Here is a 16,129-nt window from a genome sequence, read left to right as displayed (position 1 = left end):
ACCCGGGCGCGCCGCCGGCGCGCGGGCGGCGGGCCGCCGGACCGGTCGCGGGCGAGTCGGGCCCGGTGCTGCTGGCGATGTCCGGGCTGACCCGGGTGCACGGCGAGGGGGCGGCGCAGGTGCGCGCCCTGGACGAGGTGGACCTGCAGGTCCGGCTCGGCGAGCTGGTCGCCGTCATGGGACCGTCCGGGTCGGGGAAGTCGACCCTGCTCAACCTGGCCGGCGGCCTGGACACCCCGACATCCGGTGCGGTGGCCCTGGCCGGGGAGGTGATCTCCGACCTGGACGCCAGGAAGCGTGCGGCGCTGCGCCGCCGCAAGGTGGGCTACGTCTTCCAGGACTTCAACCTCATCCCAGCGCTCACCGCTGCCGAGAACGTCGCCCTGCCGCGCGAGCTCGACGGCGTCCCGCTGCGCACCGCCCGTTCGGAGGCCATCGCGGCCCTGTTCGAGGTCGGCGTGGACGACCTGGCCGACCGCTTCCCCGAAGAGATGTCGGGCGGGCAGCAGCAACGGGTCGCGATCGCCCGTGCCCTGGCCGGGCCGCGGCGCCTCGTGCTCGCCGACGAGCCCACCGGTGCACTGGACTCGGTGACCGGCGAGGCCGTGATGCGGGTCCTGCGCGCCCGCGTCGACGCCGGCGCCGCCGGGCTGCTGGTCACCCACGAGCCACGGTTCGCCGCGTGGGCGGATCGCACGATCTTCCTGCGCGACGGCCGCGTGGTCGACGCGACTGGCGACGACGCCCCCGAGCACCTGCTCTCCCGGAGCCGGTGATGCGCGCCCTCACGCGCTGGGGGCCGCCGCTGCGGATCGCCTGCCGCGACGCGCGCCGCCACAAGGGCCGCACCGCCCTGATCCTGGTGATGATCGCGCTACCGATCCTGGCGGCCACCGTCATCGTCACGATGATCCGATCGGTTACGCCCACCGACGCGACGTTCAGCCAGATGACACTCGGCGACACGGCCCAGGCGCGGCTGACCGCCGACTGCATCGGCACGACGATGCAGGACGTGCGCGGCGGGATGGGCTCCTGCGCCGGCACCGAGGAGGGCGAGCTGGCGACAGAGGACCAGATCGCCGGGCTGCTGCCGGACGGTGACGTCCTGCTCGCCGCCGTGACGTCCGACGTCGCGGCCAGCAGCCCCGACCGGGCGGTGGACAGCCTCTGGGTGACCGAGGTCGACGTGACCGAGCTGCCCGGGTTGTACGTCACCGTGGACGGCGAGCTCCCCACACGTCAGGGGGAGATCGCCCTCAGCCGTCCCATGGCGGAGACGCTCGACGTCACCTCGGGCGAGCACCTCACCGTGCAGTCCCGGGAGGAGGCGAGCGTCGAGGTGCGGATCACCGGCGTCTTCGTCGGCCAGAGGCAGGACGCCGCCGTCGCCCTGCCCGGTACCGTGCCCGGCCTCGCCGATGCGGCGAACCGGCTGGGCAAGGCCTGGTACGTCGTCGGAGATGCCCCGGTGACTTGGGACAACGTCCTGCACCTCAACGACATCGGAGTCACCGCCGTCAGCCGCGCGGTGATCGCGGACCCACCGGACCCGGCGGCGATGCCGATCTCCGACCTCGACTTCGGCAGCACGAGCTACCAGACCATCGGCATCGTCGCCGCCGTGGTGGGCGTCGGTCTGCTCGAGGTCGTCCTGCTCATCGGCCCCGCCTTCGCCGTCGGTGCCCGGCGCAGCACCCGCCAGCTGGGCCTGGTCGCCGCGAACGGCGGAGCCCCGCGGGACCTGCGCCGGATCGTCCTCGCCTCGGGCCTGGTCCTCGGTCTCACGGCCGGCGTCGCGGGCGCCGTGCTGGGCGTCGGAGCCGCTGGTGCGCTCACGGTCGTCCTCCGGGCACGCGACGTCGCGATACCCAACTTCATCGTGCCCTGGGCCGAGGCCGCCGGACTGGTCCTCGTCGCCGTCCTCCTCGGGGCAGCCGCGGCCTGGCTCCCCGCCCGCCGCGCAGCCGGTCAGGACGTCGTCGCCGCCCTCGCCGGGCACCGCCGGGAGGCCACCCCACGGCGCGCGGTGCCCTGGGTCGGTCTCGTGCTCACCGGCCTAGGGCTCGCAGGCGCGACCGCCGGTGCCCTGACGAGCCAGGTGACCCTCCTGCTCGGCGGTGCCCTGGTGCTGGAGATCGGGCTGATCCTGGCGGCCGGCGGGATCATCACTCTGGTCGGGCGCCTCGCCCCGCGGCTCGGCCCGGCCGGGCGAATCGCCCTGCGCGACGCCGCCCGCCAGCGCGGGCGCACCGCTCCGGCCGTCGCAGCTGTCCTTGCAGCCGTCGCGGGCATGACCGCCGCCGGCGTCTACGTCGTCTCCGACGCCCGCCACCATCAGCAGATGTTCCAACCCTTCCTCGCCGAGGGCCACCTCGAGATCGGGCTGGACACCGCCACCGGCAGTGCCGAGGAACGCACGGGCCGCCTCGACGACGCGGTGGCCGTCCTCGACCAGGAGCTGTCCATCGAGCACAGCGCCCCGGTCTATGTCGCCGCACTGCCTGACAGGGAGGCGGAGTTCCTCTCGATCTATCCCGAGATGCCGCCGGAGAAGTTGTGCCCGATCTGGGAGCTCGGCCGGGCACCGACAGCCGAGGAGGAGGCCGCCTACGCCGACGACCCACGGTGCGACATCGGTGAGCCCGCGTTCATCTCCTACGCCTCCCGCGCCCGGGCGTGGACCGGTGAGGGCCCCCAAGACATCTACATCGATGACGGCTCCTCCGTGCGGCTCTTCGGCCTACCCGGTGCGGAGGAAGCAGCCGACGCCCTGACCGACGGCAAGATCCTCGTCACCGACCCCGACTACCTCGACGACGACGGAACCGTCCTGGTGAGGTTCTCCTCCTACGACCCGTCGACCGGCCAGAACAGCGAACCGGTCCTGACCGAGTTCCCCGCCGAGCACGTGCCCTGGACCAACCACACCTACCAGGTGATCCTGACGCCCCAGGCAGCTCAGGAGCTCGGCCTGGTCCCGGTCGTCGTCGGCATGATCGCCGCGCCCGAGCGACCCGCAGACGCCGGCGATGTGGCCGCCGCCAACGCGGCCGTGGCCGCGGCGGTCGATGACATCACCGTCCGCGCGGAGCTGCCTCAGGAACGGGGTACCGCAGTGGTACTCCTCGCCCTCGTCGGTGCCGCCGCCCTGGTCGGCCTCGCTGCCACGTGGGTCAGCGTCGGCCTCGCGGCAGCCGACTCACGTCCCGACCTCGCCACGCTCGCCGCCGTCGGAGCCGCTCCCCGTACCCGCAAGCGGATCGTCGGTGCCCAGGCAGCGGTCATCTCGCTCATCGGGGTCCCGCTCGGCGTCCTGACCGGCATCGCCCTCGGAGCCGTGTTCGTGACCTGGCAGGCCAACGTCAACGGCCACGACCCCACCTGGCAGGTCCTCATCCCCTGGCCCATGATCGCCGCGACGCTCGTGACCATCCCCCTGCTCGCAGTGCTCGGATCGATGGCCGCCACCCGGTCCACGTTGCCCCTGACCCGCCAGACGGGTCTCTAGAGCTCGCTGGGCGGCGCCAGGGGTGGAGGGCCCCGCCAAGGCGTCGCCCAGCGAAACAGCATGCCCATCCCACGTCAACGGGAGATTCATCCACCGTGCGGACCTCCGGCACACCACCCGCAGGCTGCTGCACGGGGCAGCAGCCACGGCGGGCAGAACGCCGGTTGTGACGTGGGTCAGAGGTGCAGCCGGCTCGTGCCCGTGCTGCCGTCGCGGTAGGTCACTTCCACCTCTACCCCGTTGCGTGCCGCACCGTCGAGGGCGTCGCCGGGTAGCCACAGGGCGAAGTGTCCCTGCGACACGGTCGCGGCCACCTCGCCGTGGTCGGGGCTGTGGAAGACGACGCCGACGACGTCGGACCCCGCGGTGCCGGCCGCCAGCGAGATGTCGCCGGCGCCCATGGTGCCCATGCCGAGGTCTGAGGCAACCAGGTCACGCGGGCCAGGCGCGGCGTAGTCGGCGGGTGTACCGATCGAGCCGATCATGCCCCTGGCGAAGAGATGGGCGGAGTCGTCGGTGATGCACAGGGCCGAGAACCCGTCCGTGCCCGCAAGGACCACGGTGGTCCAGACACCGCGCCGCTCGGCGATGACCGGTGCAGCACTGCCGAGCTCGTCAGCGTACGACGTGCCGGGTCCTTCCTCCTGCGTCTGACGGCACTCGGCGGCCGCATCGGCGCTCTCCTGCACCGTCATGCCGGCAGGAGTGGGTGTCCAGGTGGCGAATGCCTGGTCGCCACCTGTCAACGCCGGCAGCAGTACCACGGCCGTGGTGACCGCAGCCGCCACGCCCCCGACGAGCGCCACCCGGCGAGTGGCTCGGGCGGAACGCGGCCGTCCGGCCACCGGTCGGGATGGCGACGACGGGTGCTGGCGCGCGGGGGCGGGGTCGGTGGCCAAGATGGCCTGGAGATCGGCACGGGCGCGAGCGTTCGCGGAATCGACGTGGCGGTCCGCCGGGTCCAGCGATCTCAGGGCGACAGTGATGTCGTCGATGCGGTTCATGGCGTGGCGGTCCTTTCAGAGGTATCGGCCGGCACAGCGGCCTGACGCGGGAGGTGGTCGAGGTGAAGCCGGAGCGCTCGACGGGCACGACTGAGCCGTAGCCGGAACGCGACGGGAGAGATACCGAGCACGGTGGCCGCCTGAGGTGCGCTGAGCTCCTCGAAGGCCGCGAGGGCCAGCGCCTCTTGATGAACCTCGGAGAGACGACGCCAGGCTCTGCTCAGGTCGACCCGGCTCACGACGTCCTCGGCGTCCGCTGTGCCGGAGCTCGCGGACGCGAGCTCCGCGGCGTCCGCGAGGCGCACTCCCAGCGCGCGTCGACGCTCCTCACCCCGCCGGGTGTTCAACAAGATGTTGCGGGTGATGCCGAATATCCAGGCTCGGGCATCGGCGTGGGGACCCGGCACCTCATCGAGGCGACGCCACACGACCAGGAAGGCGTCGGCGACCACGTCCTCTGCGTGGTCCGGGCGGGCGCGACGCTGGACGAATCTCAAGAGGTCCGGGTAGACGGACTCGTACAACGACCTGAAGGCGCGTTCCCGGTCAGGGGTTCGTGGAGCATGCCTCATACCCAGTACCTGTCCACCACCGCAACAAGTGTGTCGCACCGCGGCACTCCGCAAGGGCCGCGGCGTCCTTGATCAGGTGAACGCAGGACGAGAACACCGGTGAACGGCCAGACCTACGACTTCCCAGTGCGGGAAGCATGGTCACTTGCGGCGCCGTATCGCGACACGACCAGCCCAAGCGCCAATCATGTACATCTGTGAGTGCGAGATGTACACTCGTGGCCATGGTGGCGATGAATGTCGCAGAGGCGCGCAAGCACTTCTCCGAGCTGATCGACCGCTCCCAAGAAGAAGCTGTCTTCATCGAGCGGCGCGGGAGGCGCGCCGCCGTTGTCGTGAGCCCCGAGCAGTATGAGCGCATGCTCGAAGCGGTCGAGGACGCCGAAGATATGGCTGCTTTCGATGAGGCCCTCGCGGAGGAAGGGCCGAACATCCCCTGGGCTCAGGTGAAGGAAGACCTCGGCTGGGCATGATCTACCGGATCGAGCTGCGTCCTGCAGCGGTCCGCGCACTCCGACGCGTCGATCATCGCGACCGTGATCGCATCCGTGGCGCAATCGCCCTGCTCGCACGGGACCCACGCCCGCCCGGCGCCAAGGCGTTGCAGGGTCGACCAGGGCTGCGGGTGCGAGTCGGGAGCTATCGCATCATCTACACGGTCGAAGACGATGTGCTCCTGGTCGTTGTCATCACCCTCGGGCACAGGCGCGACGTGTATGACCGCTGAAGGCTGGCCACTTGAGGGCAACCTGATGCGCTTCAGCGATTGACCGTCTCGTTCAGCTCCGCTCGCTCGGCCTCGTCTTCCCACCGTTGCGGCAGGTTCCGGAGCGCGCGCAGAGGGGAGAGGAGCATGGCGACGGCGGCGAGCGAGGCGGTGGCCGCGGCGACGACGAGGACGGTGGTGTGCGGGATCCACGTGCCGAGCGCCCCGGCGGCAAGGGCACCGATCGGCACGGTCCCGAGAGTGACGAATCTGCTGGCCGCGGAGACCCGGCCCATCAGGTGGTGCGGGGTGACGCGTGCGCGCATGCCGGTCGAGCTGATGGAGCCGACGACGAGGACGAACGCCACGGCGAAGCTGTTCAGGGCCACCATCACCACCGGGGCGATCGGGGTGACGGTGGCCAGCGGCAACACCAGAAAGGCGAGCGGCCGGACATGCTGGGTCACCAGCAGGGTCCGAACCTCCCCGAGCCTGCTCTTGATCGGCAGGCCGACGAGGGATCCGACGATCGCTCCGCCGGCGCCGATCGCGTTGGCGACACCCAGCTCCGCCGGACTGACGCCAAGATCACGGAGCACGAAGACCGGGAAGATTGCGATGAGCATGCCCGCGCCGAGGTTGTTGGCCGCGTTGGAGACCATCAAGGTGCGGAGGGCCGGGTGCCCGACGACGAACCGCAGCCCCGTCGTGACGGCGGGCCAGAAGGGATCCCGCTCCTCGCGCCCGCGCCGGGGCTCGTCGACCTTCATCGACGCCACCAACGCTGCCGAGGCCGCGCTGACCGCCGCGGTGAACAGGAACAGCACCGGTGCCGCGACCCTGGTCAGCAGCAGCCCCGCGGCTCCCGGCGCGACGGCACGCATCATCGAGTCGGTGGTCTGCAGCCGGGCGTTGGCCTCCGAGACACGGCTCCGCCCCACCAGGGCAGGCAGCACGGCCGTGTGCGCGGTGTCGAAGAAGACCCCGGCCGCGCTGACGATAGCCACGACCGCCATGAGCTGATAGATCGTCAGGGCGCCGGCGAGGTGGGCCAAGGGCACACTGAGCACCGCCGCCGCCCGCACGACGTCAGCCGTGACGAGGACCGGCTTCTTGCGCCATCGGTCGACCCACACCCCGACCGGGATGCCCAGGAGCAGGTAGGCGCCATCGGCCAGAGCGGTGAGGACGGCGACCTCGAACGGCGACGCTCCCAGCACCGACACCGCCGTGACGCTGACCGCCAGCAGGGAGAACCGGGCGCCGGCCTCGTTCGAGAGGTTCGACAGCCACAGCCGCCGGAAATCCCGATGGCCGAGCACGCTGCCCTCGCGCCCTCCTCGATGGTCGGCGTCGGCTTCACGGCGCGCGGTCACCAGAGAGTTCTACCCGAGCCCGCGGGAAACTGAGCTGTGACATGCCCAGGACCGGGTAGACCAGCCTCAGGTCATCGAGGTCGATCGGCCGAGCCGTGGTCGACCCGCCACAGAGACGTGCCCCAGAGCCAGGCGGCGACCGCCACGACCGCGAGGGCGCCCACCGCGGAGACCCAGCTGCCGGCCGTGAGCACTGCCGGCGTCAGGGCTGCCGGGGCAGCGGTGGCAAGCACCGCAACGACGAGCAGCGCCGGCACGACGACGACACCCGCCAGCTTCGCCGTCCGCGTCCACAGGCGGGAGCGGACGAGCAGGACGACGACGCAGACCCACACCGGCGTGGCAATGAGGACCGGACCGAGGACGCGAACCAGCGTGTCGGCGTGGGCGACGAGGCCGCCGGCGCTGCGGGAGACGTAGGTCCCCGCCCGGAAGGTCAACGGCAGCGTGGCGACCGGAAGAGCGGATACGAGGAGCCCGACGGCGACTGCCGCTGCCAGCCACCGGTCGCGGTCCCCGGGCCGCGGGGCCCGTCCGAGCCGTACGAGCACCACCACGACACCGACAGCGGTGACCAGCCCGGCTCCCACCATGAGCGCCTGCGCAGTGAACCGGTCCGTACCAGTGCACGGCCCGCCGGTCGCACAGTCGTCCGCCGTGCGTGCGATGAGCGCGGCGAGCGCCGGGACGACCGTGCACCAAGGCAGGAGCGACCAGGCGGCGACCTTGTCGACCCGACCGAACACCGGCGAGGCGGTGACGAGAATGACGCCGGCCAGCAGGAGCCACCCCGGGGGTGTCAGGACGAGGGCGGCTGTGCTCCAGAGGACGTCGTAGGTAGCCACGTCGAGGGGATAGCTGCCCGAGGGCACGAACCACAGGAAGCCGGGCACGACGAGGAGCGTCGGGGCGAGCCCGAGGGCGAGCGCGACAGCGACGACCGGGCGCACCCAGGGCCGCGCGAGCGCCGGCGCGGCGACGGGCGGCATCTCACCGGGACCGGTCACGACGCGGCCGAGGTCCTCCAGGGCCGCGGCCGCGATCTCCTCGGGCGGTCCGAGCTCGAGCAGCACCTGGTCGACCGCGCGGTCCGTCCACGGACCCGGCCCTAGGGCGGTGTCAACGTGCTCCCGGACGCCGGCCAACACGTCCGCACGGTCGGCCGGTCCGATGCCGGCCAGCATGCGCCCGACGTCGTCGAGGTAGCGATCGACCCGGTCGGCCGCCGTCGTGCTGGACGGATGCGAGTTCATGAAGGCTCCTCGGTGAGAAGGGCGGCGTCGACCGCGTCACGGAACGGACGCCACGTACGGGCGAAGGCGTCCAGGGCACGCTCCCCCTCGGGGGTCAGGGCGTAATAGCGCCGGGGCGGCCCGGCCGCCGACTCCTGCCAGGTCGTCTCGACGAGGCCGGACCGGCGCAGGCGGGCGAGCAGCGGATACAAGGTGCCCTCCCCGCGCATCAGGACACCGTCGCGATTGAGAACCCGGGCGATGTCCAGCCCGTAGCTCGTCCCCGAGCGCAGCAGAGCGAGGACGCAGTACTCAAGGGCGCCGCGTCGCAAGTTCGAGAGGATGGTGTCCTCACCGGCTACCATGCGTCACAAGGTACCCGACCTTGAGGATTCTGCACACCGTTTCACCACCATGGAGCGGAGCTCGTGCCGTCGGGGCACCCGGCCGCTCAGCGTGGGGACCAGTGCCGCTGGTCGCAGCTGTGGCCGCGGTTCGCCGAGCACTTCGGCATGGAGTACGCGCCGCCGCAGCAGATGTCCCTCGCGGAGGCGATGCCCACCCGGGCCGACGTGTGGCGGCAGCTGGTCGAGCGGCACGGCCTGGCCCCCACGCCGTACGAGACGCTGGTCGCCTGGCCGGTGGGCGACTTCCTCTTCCACCACGAGGCGGACAACATCACGTCCACGGTGAAGATCCGTCAGGCCGGCTTCGCCGACGCGCTGGACACCGCGAAGCGACTGCTGGAGCTGTTCGACACCCTGGTCGAGCAGCGCGTGCTGCCTCCGTTCCAGCACTGACCCTCTCCTGGGGTCCTCGTCGGCAGAGCCCGGGCCCAGTGAGACGCCGTCGAGGCTGACGAGCTGGGTGACGGTCAACGGGAGTCTCCGCGATCGGCTCCGACCAGCGCGCGTGGGGAGCCGCGGGTAGTCAGGGAGACCGACGCGCTCGACCTGCGACTCCCAGAAAAGGACGTTGACAGAGCTGACGGCCGTCGGATGGTCTGGTGGCGTGGTGTCTCGTCAGACACCGCGGCGATCGATTCAAGGGGAGCACATGTCACAGCCGACGACCGGCGTCGTCGTGGTAGGTGCCGGGGTCGTGGGCCTGACGACCGCCGTCCTGCTCGCCGAACGCGGGGACGACGTGCGTGTGCTGGCGGCCGAGGGGCCTCTGGACACGACCTCGGCCGTCGCGTCCGCCATGGTGGGGCCCAACCTGTTCCCGGCCGGCGAACCGGCCTTCGAGTGGGAACGCCGGGGCCGGGAGGTCTTCACCCAGCTCGCCGAGGACCCGGGCTCCGGCGTCGTGGTCCGCTCCGGCCTCCTGGCGGCTCGTCAGGAGCCACCCTTCCCGATGGCCCTGGACGGGCGGCCGGTCGACGTCGCCGGGCCGTCCACGCTGCCCGACGGCTTCGGCTGGGGGTTCCGCACGCAGACCCCGCTCGTCGACATGGTCCCGTACCTGCGCTACCTCGTCGGCCGGCTCGAGGCAGCCGGGACGCGGGTGGAGATCGGGCGCCTGGGTTCGCTGGACGACGTCTCCGGGCTCGCTCCCGCGGTGATGAACTGCTCGGGGCTGGGATCGCGGGAGCTCGCCGGCACGAGCGTGCGCCCGTCGCGCGGCCAGCACGTCGTCGTTGCCAACCCCGGCATCGACGAGTTCTTCATGGAGGCACCGTTCGGTCCGGCGTGGGCGGCGTTCTGGCCGCACGGCGACCGGGTCGTCCTCGGTGCCACCGCGACCGACGACGCCGTCGACGACCCTCGGGTCCGGGCCGAGCAGACCCGGCAGATCGTGGCCCGCTGCGCCGAGATCGACCCTCGTCTCGCCGAGGTCTCCGTCCTCGGCACCCAGGTCGGGCTGCGCCCGCGGCGCGAGGACGGTGTCCACCTCGCGGCCGAGCGGCGCGGCGACACCGTGTACGTGCACAACGTCGGCCACGGCGGGTCGGGCGTGAGCCAGTCCTGGGGCACCGCGGAAGACGCGGTTCGACTCCTCGACGACTCCCGTCCGCTATCGTGACCGCAGCGTCGCGTGCCGGTGGCAGACCGTGTCAGGCATGGAGGCGCCGGACACGAAGGAGCTCGACGTTGACACCGTCGATCCCTTCGCCCTCACGTGACTGAGGGCGAGAAGACCAGGCTCGTCGCCTGGAGCCACGAGCTGCGCGCCGTCCACGACCGGTTGCGAGAAGCCCTGCGGGTGACCCGTGCCGCCCTGGACGACGACGCGGCTGCCGGGCCGGCAACCCGGGACCTGCTGCTGTTCTGCCACGGCTTCTGCACGGCGCTGACCGGGCACCACGAGGGCGAGGACCGCACCCTGTTCCCCGCGATCGCCGCCGCCCACCCGGAGCTCCGCGAGACGCTGCGGTACCTGGAGCAGGACCACTCGATGATGGCGCACCTGATCACCGCCATGCAGACGGCGATCGGGCGCGCCGCGTCCCCCACGGAGCTGGACCGGCATATCGAGGGGATCGCCGCGATCATGGAGTCCCACTTCCGGTACGAGGAGCGCCAGCTGCTGACCGTGCTCGACACGCTCGCCCTCGGGGCGGACCCGCACGACGTCCTGGGACCGCTCTGAGGTCGGCCGGGCGCAGGTACCGGTGCCGCACGACTGGCTGCGGGCAGCCGGCCACGTATGACTGACAATGAACACATGCGTTTCCTGCCGGGGCAGAACCCCACCACCGACCTGACGTACTCGGACGTGTTCCTCGTGCCGTCCCGCTCCGACGTCGGCTCGCGCTTCGACGTCGACCTCGCGACGACGGACGGCACCGGCACCACGATCCCGGTCGTCGTGGCGAACATGACCGCCGTCGCCGGGCGACGCATGTCCGAGACGGTCGCCCGGCGCGGCGGGATCACGATTCTCCCGCAGGACGTGCCCGCGGACGTCGTCGCCGACGTGGTGGCGTCGGTCAAGGCGAAGGACCCGGTGATCGAGACCCCGGTGACGGTCGGCCCGCACGACACCGTGCACACCGCGCTGTCGCTGATCGGCAAGCGCGCACACGGCGCCGTCGTCGTCGTGGACGACGGGCGCCCGGTCGGGATCGTCTCCGAGACCGACTGGGAGGACGTCGACCGGTTCACGCAGGTGCACCAGGTCATGTCCGCCGACCCGCGCGTCATCGACGCCGCGACGCTCGACGGGCGCGGCACCGCCGGCCTGGAGGCCGCGTTCGACGAGCTCGCCCGCGCCCGCCTCAAGCTCGCGCCCGTCACCCGGGACGGCCGGCTCGTCGGCGTGCTGACCCGCCGCGGGGCGCTGCGCTCCAGCGTCTACGCGCCCGCGCTGGACGACAGCGGCCGCCTGCGCGTGGGCGCCGCCGTCGGCATCAACGGGGACGTGGCCGGCAAGGCACGGGCCCTGCTCGAGGCGGGCGTGGACGTGCTCGTGGTCGACACGGCGCACGGCCACCAGGAGCGCATGGTCGCGGCGCTCGAGGCCGTGCGCTCGGTGGACCCGCAGGTACCCGTGGTCGCCGGCAACGTCGTCACCGCCGACGGGGTCCGCGACCTCGTCGCGGCCGGTGCGGACATCGTCAAGGTCGGCGTCGGCCCCGGAGCGATGTGCACGACCCGGATGATGACCGCCGTCGGACGCCCGCAGTTCTCCGCCGTCCGGGAGTGCGCCGCGGCCGCCCGCGAGCTCGGCACGCACGTGTGGGCCGACGGCGGGGTGCGCCACCCGCGCGACGTCGCCCTGGCCCTGGCCGCGGGCGCCTCTCAGGTGATGATCGGCTCCTGGTTCGCCGGCACGCACGAGTCGCCCGGCGACCTGCACGTGGACGGCAACGGCCGGATGTACAAGGAGAGCTTCGGGATGGCCTCGGCCCGCGCCGTCGCCGCCCGCACGGCGGGGCACGGCTCCGCGTTCGACCGTGCCCGCAAGGCGCTTTACGAGGAGGGCATCTCCGCCTCGCGGATCTACCTCGACCGCGACCGTCCGGGCGTGGAGGACCTGATCGACGAGATCACGTCGGGGCTGCGGAGCTCCTGCACCTACGCCGGTGCCCGCTCGCTCGCCGAGTTCGCCGAGCGCGCTCTGGTGGGCGTGCAGTCGGCGGCCGGGTACGAGGAGGGACGCCCGCTGCCGGCGGGGTGGTGAGCGCCCTACTCCTCGGCCTGCTCGACGCGCGCGATCGGCACGCCCTGGGCGCTGATCTCGTCCACGCTCACGAGGTGCCGCAGCACGCCGGCCGCCGGGGCGAGCACCTCGGTCTCGACGTCGCCGAGCTCGACCTCGGCGACGACCCGGCCCGGCTCGACCCGTTCGCCGTCGCCGACGTGCCACACGCTCACCAGCCCGGTCAGGCACGCCCGCGACCCGTCGACGGTCGGGAACTCGACGTCCGTCATGCCGGTCCTCCTGCCCATCCCGCTCCGTGCGGGACGCCTCGAGCGTAGAACGACCCGCTCGGTCCCGCAGGCGGCCGGGCACCCGGCGCGCCGGCCGCCGAACCGCTAGCTGCGCCGCTGCTCCCGGTAGCGCCGGATGAGCGCGTTGGTCGAGGAGTCGTGACCGAGCTCGGGCTCGTCCGTCGCCGTGAGCTCCGGCGCGATCTGGTTCGCCAGCACCTTGCCCAGCTCCACGCCCCACTGGTCGAAGGAGTTGATCCCCCAGACCACGCCCTGGGTGAAGACCTTGTGCTCGTACAGCGCGACCAGCTGGCCGAGCACCGACGGGGTCAGGCGCGGCGCCATGATCAGGGTCGTCGGGCTGTTCCCGGCGAACGTCTTGTGCGCGACGAGCCCCTCGGCGACGCCGTCGGCCCGGACCTCCTCGGCCGTCTTGCCGAAGGCGAGCGCCTCCGTCTGCGCGAGCAGGTTCGCGGTGAGCAGGTCGTGGTGGTGGGGGATCTCGTCGGCGGGGTGGACGAACCCGATGAAGTCGGCGGGCACCGTCTGGGTGCCCTGGTGGATCAGCTGGTAGAACGCGTGCTGCCCGTTCGTGCCGGGCTCGCCCCAGACCACCGGGCCGGTCTGGTAGTCCACCGGGGTGCCGTCGCGGGTCACCGACTTGCCGTTGGACTCCATGTCGAGCTGCTGGAGGTAGGCGGGGAACCGGGAGAGGTACTGGTTGTACGGCAGCACCGCGTGCGTGGCGACGCCCTGGAAGTTGCGGTACCAGATGCCGATCAGCGCGAGCAGGACAGGGACGTTCTGCTCCAGCGGCGCGGTGCGGAAGTGCTCGTCCATGGCGTGGAAGCCGGCGAGCATCTCGCGGAAGTGCTCGGGCCCGATCGCGATCATCACGGACAGGCCGACGGCGGAGTCGTAGGAGTACCGCCCGCCCACCCAGTCCCAGAAGCCGAACATGTTCGCGGTGTCGATGCCGAACTCGGCGACGCGCTCGTCGTTGGTCGAGACCGCCACGAAGTGCTTCGCGACGGCGGCCTCGTCACCGAGGGCCTCGAGCAGCCAGGTCCGGGCGGTCCGGGCGTTGGTGATGGTCTCGATGGTGGTGAAGGTCTTGGACGCGATGATGAACAGCGTCTCCTCCGGGTCGGCGTCCGCGAGCGCCCGGGCGATGTCGTCGCCGTCGACGTTGGAGACGAAGACCGACGTGATCGCCGGGTCGGCGTACGGCTGGAGCGCGACCGTCGCCATCTTCGGGCCGAGGTCCGAGCCCCCGATCCCGATGTTGACGATCCTGGTGAGCCGCTTGCCGGTGTGGCCGGTCCACTCCCCGGAGCGCACCTTCTCGGCGAACGCGGACATCCTGTCGAGCACCTCGTGCACGTCGGCGACGACGTCCTGGCCGTCCACCACCAGGTTCGTCCCGCGGGGCGCCCGGAGCGCGGTGTGCAGCACGGCGCGGTCCTCGGTGGTGTTGATGTGCTCGCCGCGGAACATCGCCTCGATGCGCTCGCTCAGCCCGGCGGTGCGGGCGAGGTCCTGCAGGAGCGCGAGCGTCTCGTCGGTGACGCGGTTCTTGGAGTAGTCGACGTACAGGTCGGCCGCCTCGGCCACCAGATTCGTGCCCCGGTCGCCGTCGGCCGCGAAGAGCTCGCGCAGGTGGACGTCGCGCTGCTGCTCGGCATGGGCGGCGAGGGCCTGCCACTGGCTCGTCGTGGAGATGTCCTGCTGTCCGCTCACGTCGTCGCGCTCCCTGAGGTCGGTCCCGGCGCCGGGGTCCTCCACGACGCTCAGGGCCATCATGGCGCGAGCGCCACCGCGACCGCGAGGGTAGCGGCGTTCGTCCCGTCGGGCGGATGGCGGGGCGGGCGGCTGGACGGTGGCCGACGACGGCGCGAGCCGAGCCCTGCGGCCGCCCGGGTCGTAGGCTCGGCAGGTGATCCGGAGCGGCACCACCGAGGCCCTGAGCCGTCGGCTCGCCGACGAGCAGGCCGGCAGCCGGCTCCCCTCGGTGTGCGCGGCGCTGGTCCGTGACGGCGCCTCGGTCTGGTGCGACGCTCGGGGCACGGCCGACGGCCGCGCCGACGGCACGACAGTGGGGCCGGGCACCCAGTACCGGATCGGCTCGATCACCAAGACCCTGGTCGCCACGGCGGTGATGCGGCTGCGCGACGAGGGACGGCTGGACCTGCTCGACCCGCTCGAGCGTCACCTGCCCGGCACGGCCCTCGGCGGCGCCACGATCGGCCAGCTGCTCTCCCACTCCGCCGGGCTGCAGGCGGAACCGGACGGTCCCTGGTGGGAGCGGACCCCGGGAGCGGGGTGGGAGGAGCTGACGGGGTCGCTGACCGTGGCCTCGACCAGGCACCGCCCGGGGCGGCGTCACCACTACAGCAACGTCGGCTACGCCGTGCTCGGTGAGCTGCTCGCCCGGCTGCGCGGCGCCCCGTGGGACCAGGTGCTGCGCACCGAGCTGCTCGAGCCGTTGGGCATGACCCGCACGAGCACCGGCCCCGTGGCGCCGTACGCGCCCGGTCTCGCGGTCCATCCCTTCGCCGACGTCGTGCTGCCCGAGCCGGCGCACGACGCCGGTGCGATGGCACCGGCCGGACAGCTGTGGTCCACCGCCGGCGACCTCTCCCGCTGGGCGGCGTTCCTCGCCGGCGACACCGGTGACCTCCTCGCCCCGGACACCCTCGCCGAGATGTCCGAGCCCCTGGTCCTCAACGACGTGCCCGGCGAGGCGTGGACCGGCGCGTACGGGCTCGGGCTGCAGGTGTGGAACCTCGAGGGTCGCCGGCTCGTCGGCCACGGCGGCTCGGTGCCCGGGTTCGTGGCGGCCCTGCGCGTCGACGTCGCGAGCGGTGACGGCGTCGTCGTCCTGACGAACTCCACCACCGGGATCTCCGCCACCGTCGCCGAGGACCTGCTGCGCCTCCTCGAGGAGTGCGAGCCCCGGACGCCGCCCGCCTGGCAGGTGCGCCCGGTCGGCGCCGGCTCGCTCGAGCTCGCCGGCCAGTGGTTCTGGGGACCGGCCCCGCTGGTGCTGCGCGCCCTTCCCGACGGCGGCCTGAGCCTGGTGCCGACCGGTCCGACCGGCCGGGGCTCACGGTTCGTCCCTTCCGGCTCCGACACCTGGACCGGCCTCGACGGGTACTACGCGGGCGAGACGCTCCGGGCGGTCCGCGGCCCGGACGGCGCGGTACGGCACCTCGACGTCGCGTCCTTCCATCTCACACGCAGCCCTTACGACCCCGGGACCGACGTGCCGGGCGGTGTGGACCCCGCCGGCTGGCGCTGAGCCGGGCGGTTCCGCCCGGGTCCCACCTCGGCGCCTACCACGCACCGTCGG

General features: G+C 72.4%; 16 protein-coding genes. 9 read left to right on the top strand and 7 right to left on the bottom strand.

The window, feature by feature from the left end:
• The first annotated feature begins 77 nt into the window (after nt 1–77).
• Both GD748_RS05190 and GD748_RS05185 read left to right on the top strand, forming a co-directional pair.
• Nucleotides 78–776: an ABC transporter ATP-binding protein gene (locus GD748_RS05190; RefSeq protein WP_193312849.1), complete on the top strand. Its 699-nt coding sequence runs from the start codon at nt 78–80 to the stop codon at nt 774–776.
• Nucleotides 776–3,511, top strand: coding sequence for an ABC transporter permease (locus tag GD748_RS05185; RefSeq protein ID WP_152194062.1), 2,736 nt, complete (start codon nt 776–778; stop codon nt 3,509–3,511). Before GD748_RS05190 ends, GD748_RS05185 begins: the two co-directional genes overlap by 1 nt.
• A 176-nt stretch (nt 3,512–3,687) precedes the next feature.
• Here GD748_RS05185 and GD748_RS05180 read toward each other — a convergent pair whose 3' ends face one another.
• Nucleotides 3,688–4,515, bottom strand: coding sequence for a hypothetical protein (locus GD748_RS05180; protein WP_152194061.1), 828 nt, complete (start codon nt 4,513–4,515; stop codon nt 3,688–3,690).
• Nucleotides 4,512–5,087 (bottom strand): RNA polymerase sigma factor, encoded by a 576-nt coding sequence (locus GD748_RS05175; RefSeq protein ID WP_152194398.1) that lies wholly within the window; start codon nt 5,085–5,087, stop codon nt 4,512–4,514. Before GD748_RS05175 ends, GD748_RS05180 begins: the two co-directional genes overlap by 4 nt.
• A gap of 224 nt (nt 5,088–5,311) precedes the next feature.
• Here GD748_RS05175 and GD748_RS05170 point away from each other — a divergent pair, with 224 nt between their 5' ends.
• Nucleotides 5,312–5,560, top strand: coding sequence for a type II toxin-antitoxin system Phd/YefM family antitoxin (locus GD748_RS05170; protein WP_152194060.1), 249 nt, complete (start codon nt 5,312–5,314; stop codon nt 5,558–5,560).
• On the top strand, nt 5,557–5,814 hold the full coding sequence (locus GD748_RS05165) for a type II toxin-antitoxin system RelE family toxin (RefSeq protein ID WP_152194059.1): 258 nt from the start codon (nt 5,557–5,559) through the stop codon (nt 5,812–5,814). The genes GD748_RS05170 and GD748_RS05165 overlap by 4 nt, the downstream gene beginning before the upstream one ends.
• 32 nt (nt 5,815–5,846) lie before the next feature.
• Here the strand turns inward: GD748_RS05165 and GD748_RS05160 are convergent, their stop codons facing one another.
• From GD748_RS05160 to GD748_RS05150, 3 genes are all read right to left on the bottom strand, one after another.
• Nucleotides 5,847–7,115, bottom strand: coding sequence for an MFS transporter (locus GD748_RS05160; RefSeq protein ID WP_193312818.1), 1,269 nt, complete (start codon nt 7,113–7,115; stop codon nt 5,847–5,849).
• A 125-nt stretch (nt 7,116–7,240) separates the two neighbouring features.
• Complete coding sequence (locus tag GD748_RS05155; RefSeq protein WP_152194057.1) at nt 7,241–8,422, bottom strand: HAAS signaling domain-containing protein; 1,182 nt, start codon at nt 8,420–8,422, stop codon at nt 7,241–7,243.
• Nucleotides 8,419–8,766 (bottom strand): PadR family transcriptional regulator, encoded by a 348-nt coding sequence (locus GD748_RS05150; RefSeq protein ID WP_152194056.1) that lies wholly within the window; start codon nt 8,764–8,766, stop codon nt 8,419–8,421. Before GD748_RS05150 ends, GD748_RS05155 begins: the two co-directional genes overlap by 4 nt.
• A gap of 63 nt (nt 8,767–8,829) precedes the next feature.
• Between GD748_RS05150 and GD748_RS05145 the strand changes: the two genes are divergently transcribed.
• The 4 genes from GD748_RS05145 (at nt 8,830) to GD748_RS05130 (ending at nt 12,526) form a co-directional block, all read left to right on the top strand.
• Nucleotides 8,830–9,201: a hypothetical protein gene (locus tag GD748_RS05145; RefSeq protein ID WP_226920779.1), complete on the top strand. Its 372-nt coding sequence runs from the start codon at nt 8,830–8,832 to the stop codon at nt 9,199–9,201.
• Between the two features lie 256 nt (nt 9,202–9,457).
• Nucleotides 9,458–10,426, top strand: coding sequence for an FAD-dependent oxidoreductase (locus GD748_RS05140; protein WP_152194055.1), 969 nt, complete (start codon nt 9,458–9,460; stop codon nt 10,424–10,426).
• 96 nt (nt 10,427–10,522) lie between these two features.
• Nucleotides 10,523–10,993 carry a hemerythrin domain-containing protein gene (locus GD748_RS05135; protein ID WP_152194054.1) on the top strand — a complete coding sequence of 157 codons (471 nt, stop codon included), beginning with the start codon at nt 10,523–10,525 and terminating at the stop codon, nt 10,991–10,993.
• A 75-nt stretch (nt 10,994–11,068) separates the two neighbouring features.
• Nucleotides 11,069–12,526: a GuaB1 family IMP dehydrogenase-related protein gene (locus GD748_RS05130; RefSeq protein WP_152194053.1), complete on the top strand. Its 1,458-nt coding sequence runs from the start codon at nt 11,069–11,071 to the stop codon at nt 12,524–12,526.
• A 5-nt stretch (nt 12,527–12,531) separates the two neighbouring features.
• On the opposite strand, the gene GD748_RS05125 is transcribed toward GD748_RS05130, so the two are convergent.
• Together GD748_RS05125 and pgi are read right to left on the bottom strand one after the other, a co-directional pair.
• Nucleotides 12,532–12,777 carry a biotin/lipoyl-containing protein gene (locus GD748_RS05125; protein ID WP_193312817.1) on the bottom strand — a complete coding sequence of 82 codons (246 nt, stop codon included), beginning with the start codon at nt 12,775–12,777 and terminating at the stop codon, nt 12,532–12,534.
• A 105-nt stretch (nt 12,778–12,882) separates the two neighbouring features.
• Nucleotides 12,883–14,577: a glucose-6-phosphate isomerase gene (gene pgi, locus GD748_RS05120; RefSeq protein WP_152194397.1), complete on the bottom strand. Its 1,695-nt coding sequence runs from the start codon at nt 14,575–14,577 to the stop codon at nt 12,883–12,885.
• Between the two features lie 136 nt (nt 14,578–14,713).
• On the opposite strand from pgi, the gene GD748_RS05115 reads away from it, so the two are divergent.
• The gene (locus GD748_RS05115) at nt 14,714–16,078 is read left to right on the top strand and encodes a serine hydrolase domain-containing protein (protein WP_226920777.1); all 1,365 of its coding nucleotides are present in this window, start codon (nt 14,714–14,716) and stop codon (nt 16,076–16,078) included.
• Nucleotides 16,079–16,129 lie beyond the last annotated feature (51 nt).

This window comes from Georgenia subflava, from assembly GCF_009193155.1.
Taxonomy (GTDB): domain Bacteria; phylum Actinomycetota; class Actinomycetes; order Actinomycetales; family Actinomycetaceae; genus Georgenia; species Georgenia subflava.
Note: the sequence above shows the minus strand (reverse complement) of the source record. Positions and strands in the feature narration are given on the sequence as shown.

Coding starts and splice junctions, on each gene's coding strand:
- GD748_RS05190 (WP_193312849.1), top strand. CDS start 78: ATGTCCGGGCTGACCCGGGTGCACGGCGAGGGGGCGGCGCAGGTGCGC.
- GD748_RS05185 (WP_152194062.1), top strand. CDS start 776: ATGCGCGCCCTCACGCGCTGGGGGCCGCCGCTGCGGATCGCCTGCCGC.
- GD748_RS05180 (WP_152194061.1), bottom strand. CDS start 4,515: ATGAACCGCATCGACGACATCACTGTCGCCCTGAGATCGCTGGACCCG.
- GD748_RS05175 (WP_152194398.1), bottom strand. CDS start 5,087: ATGAGGCATGCTCCACGAACCCCTGACCGGGAACGCGCCTTCAGGTCG.
- GD748_RS05170 (WP_152194060.1), top strand. CDS start 5,312: ATGGTGGCGATGAATGTCGCAGAGGCGCGCAAGCACTTCTCCGAGCTG.
- GD748_RS05165 (WP_152194059.1), top strand. CDS start 5,557: ATGATCTACCGGATCGAGCTGCGTCCTGCAGCGGTCCGCGCACTCCGA.
- GD748_RS05155 (WP_152194057.1), bottom strand. CDS start 8,422: ATGAACTCGCATCCGTCCAGCACGACGGCGGCCGACCGGGTCGATCGC.
- GD748_RS05150 (WP_152194056.1), bottom strand. CDS start 8,766: ATGGTAGCCGGTGAGGACACCATCCTCTCGAACTTGCGACGCGGCGCC.
- GD748_RS05140 (WP_152194055.1), top strand. CDS start 9,458: ATGTCACAGCCGACGACCGGCGTCGTCGTGGTAGGTGCCGGGGTCGTG.
- GD748_RS05130 (WP_152194053.1), top strand. CDS start 11,069: ATGCGTTTCCTGCCGGGGCAGAACCCCACCACCGACCTGACGTACTCG.
- GD748_RS05125 (WP_193312817.1), bottom strand. CDS start 12,777: ATGACGGACGTCGAGTTCCCGACCGTCGACGGGTCGCGGGCGTGCCTG.
- pgi (WP_152194397.1), bottom strand. CDS start 14,577: ATGGCCCTGAGCGTCGTGGAGGACCCCGGCGCCGGGACCGACCTCAGG.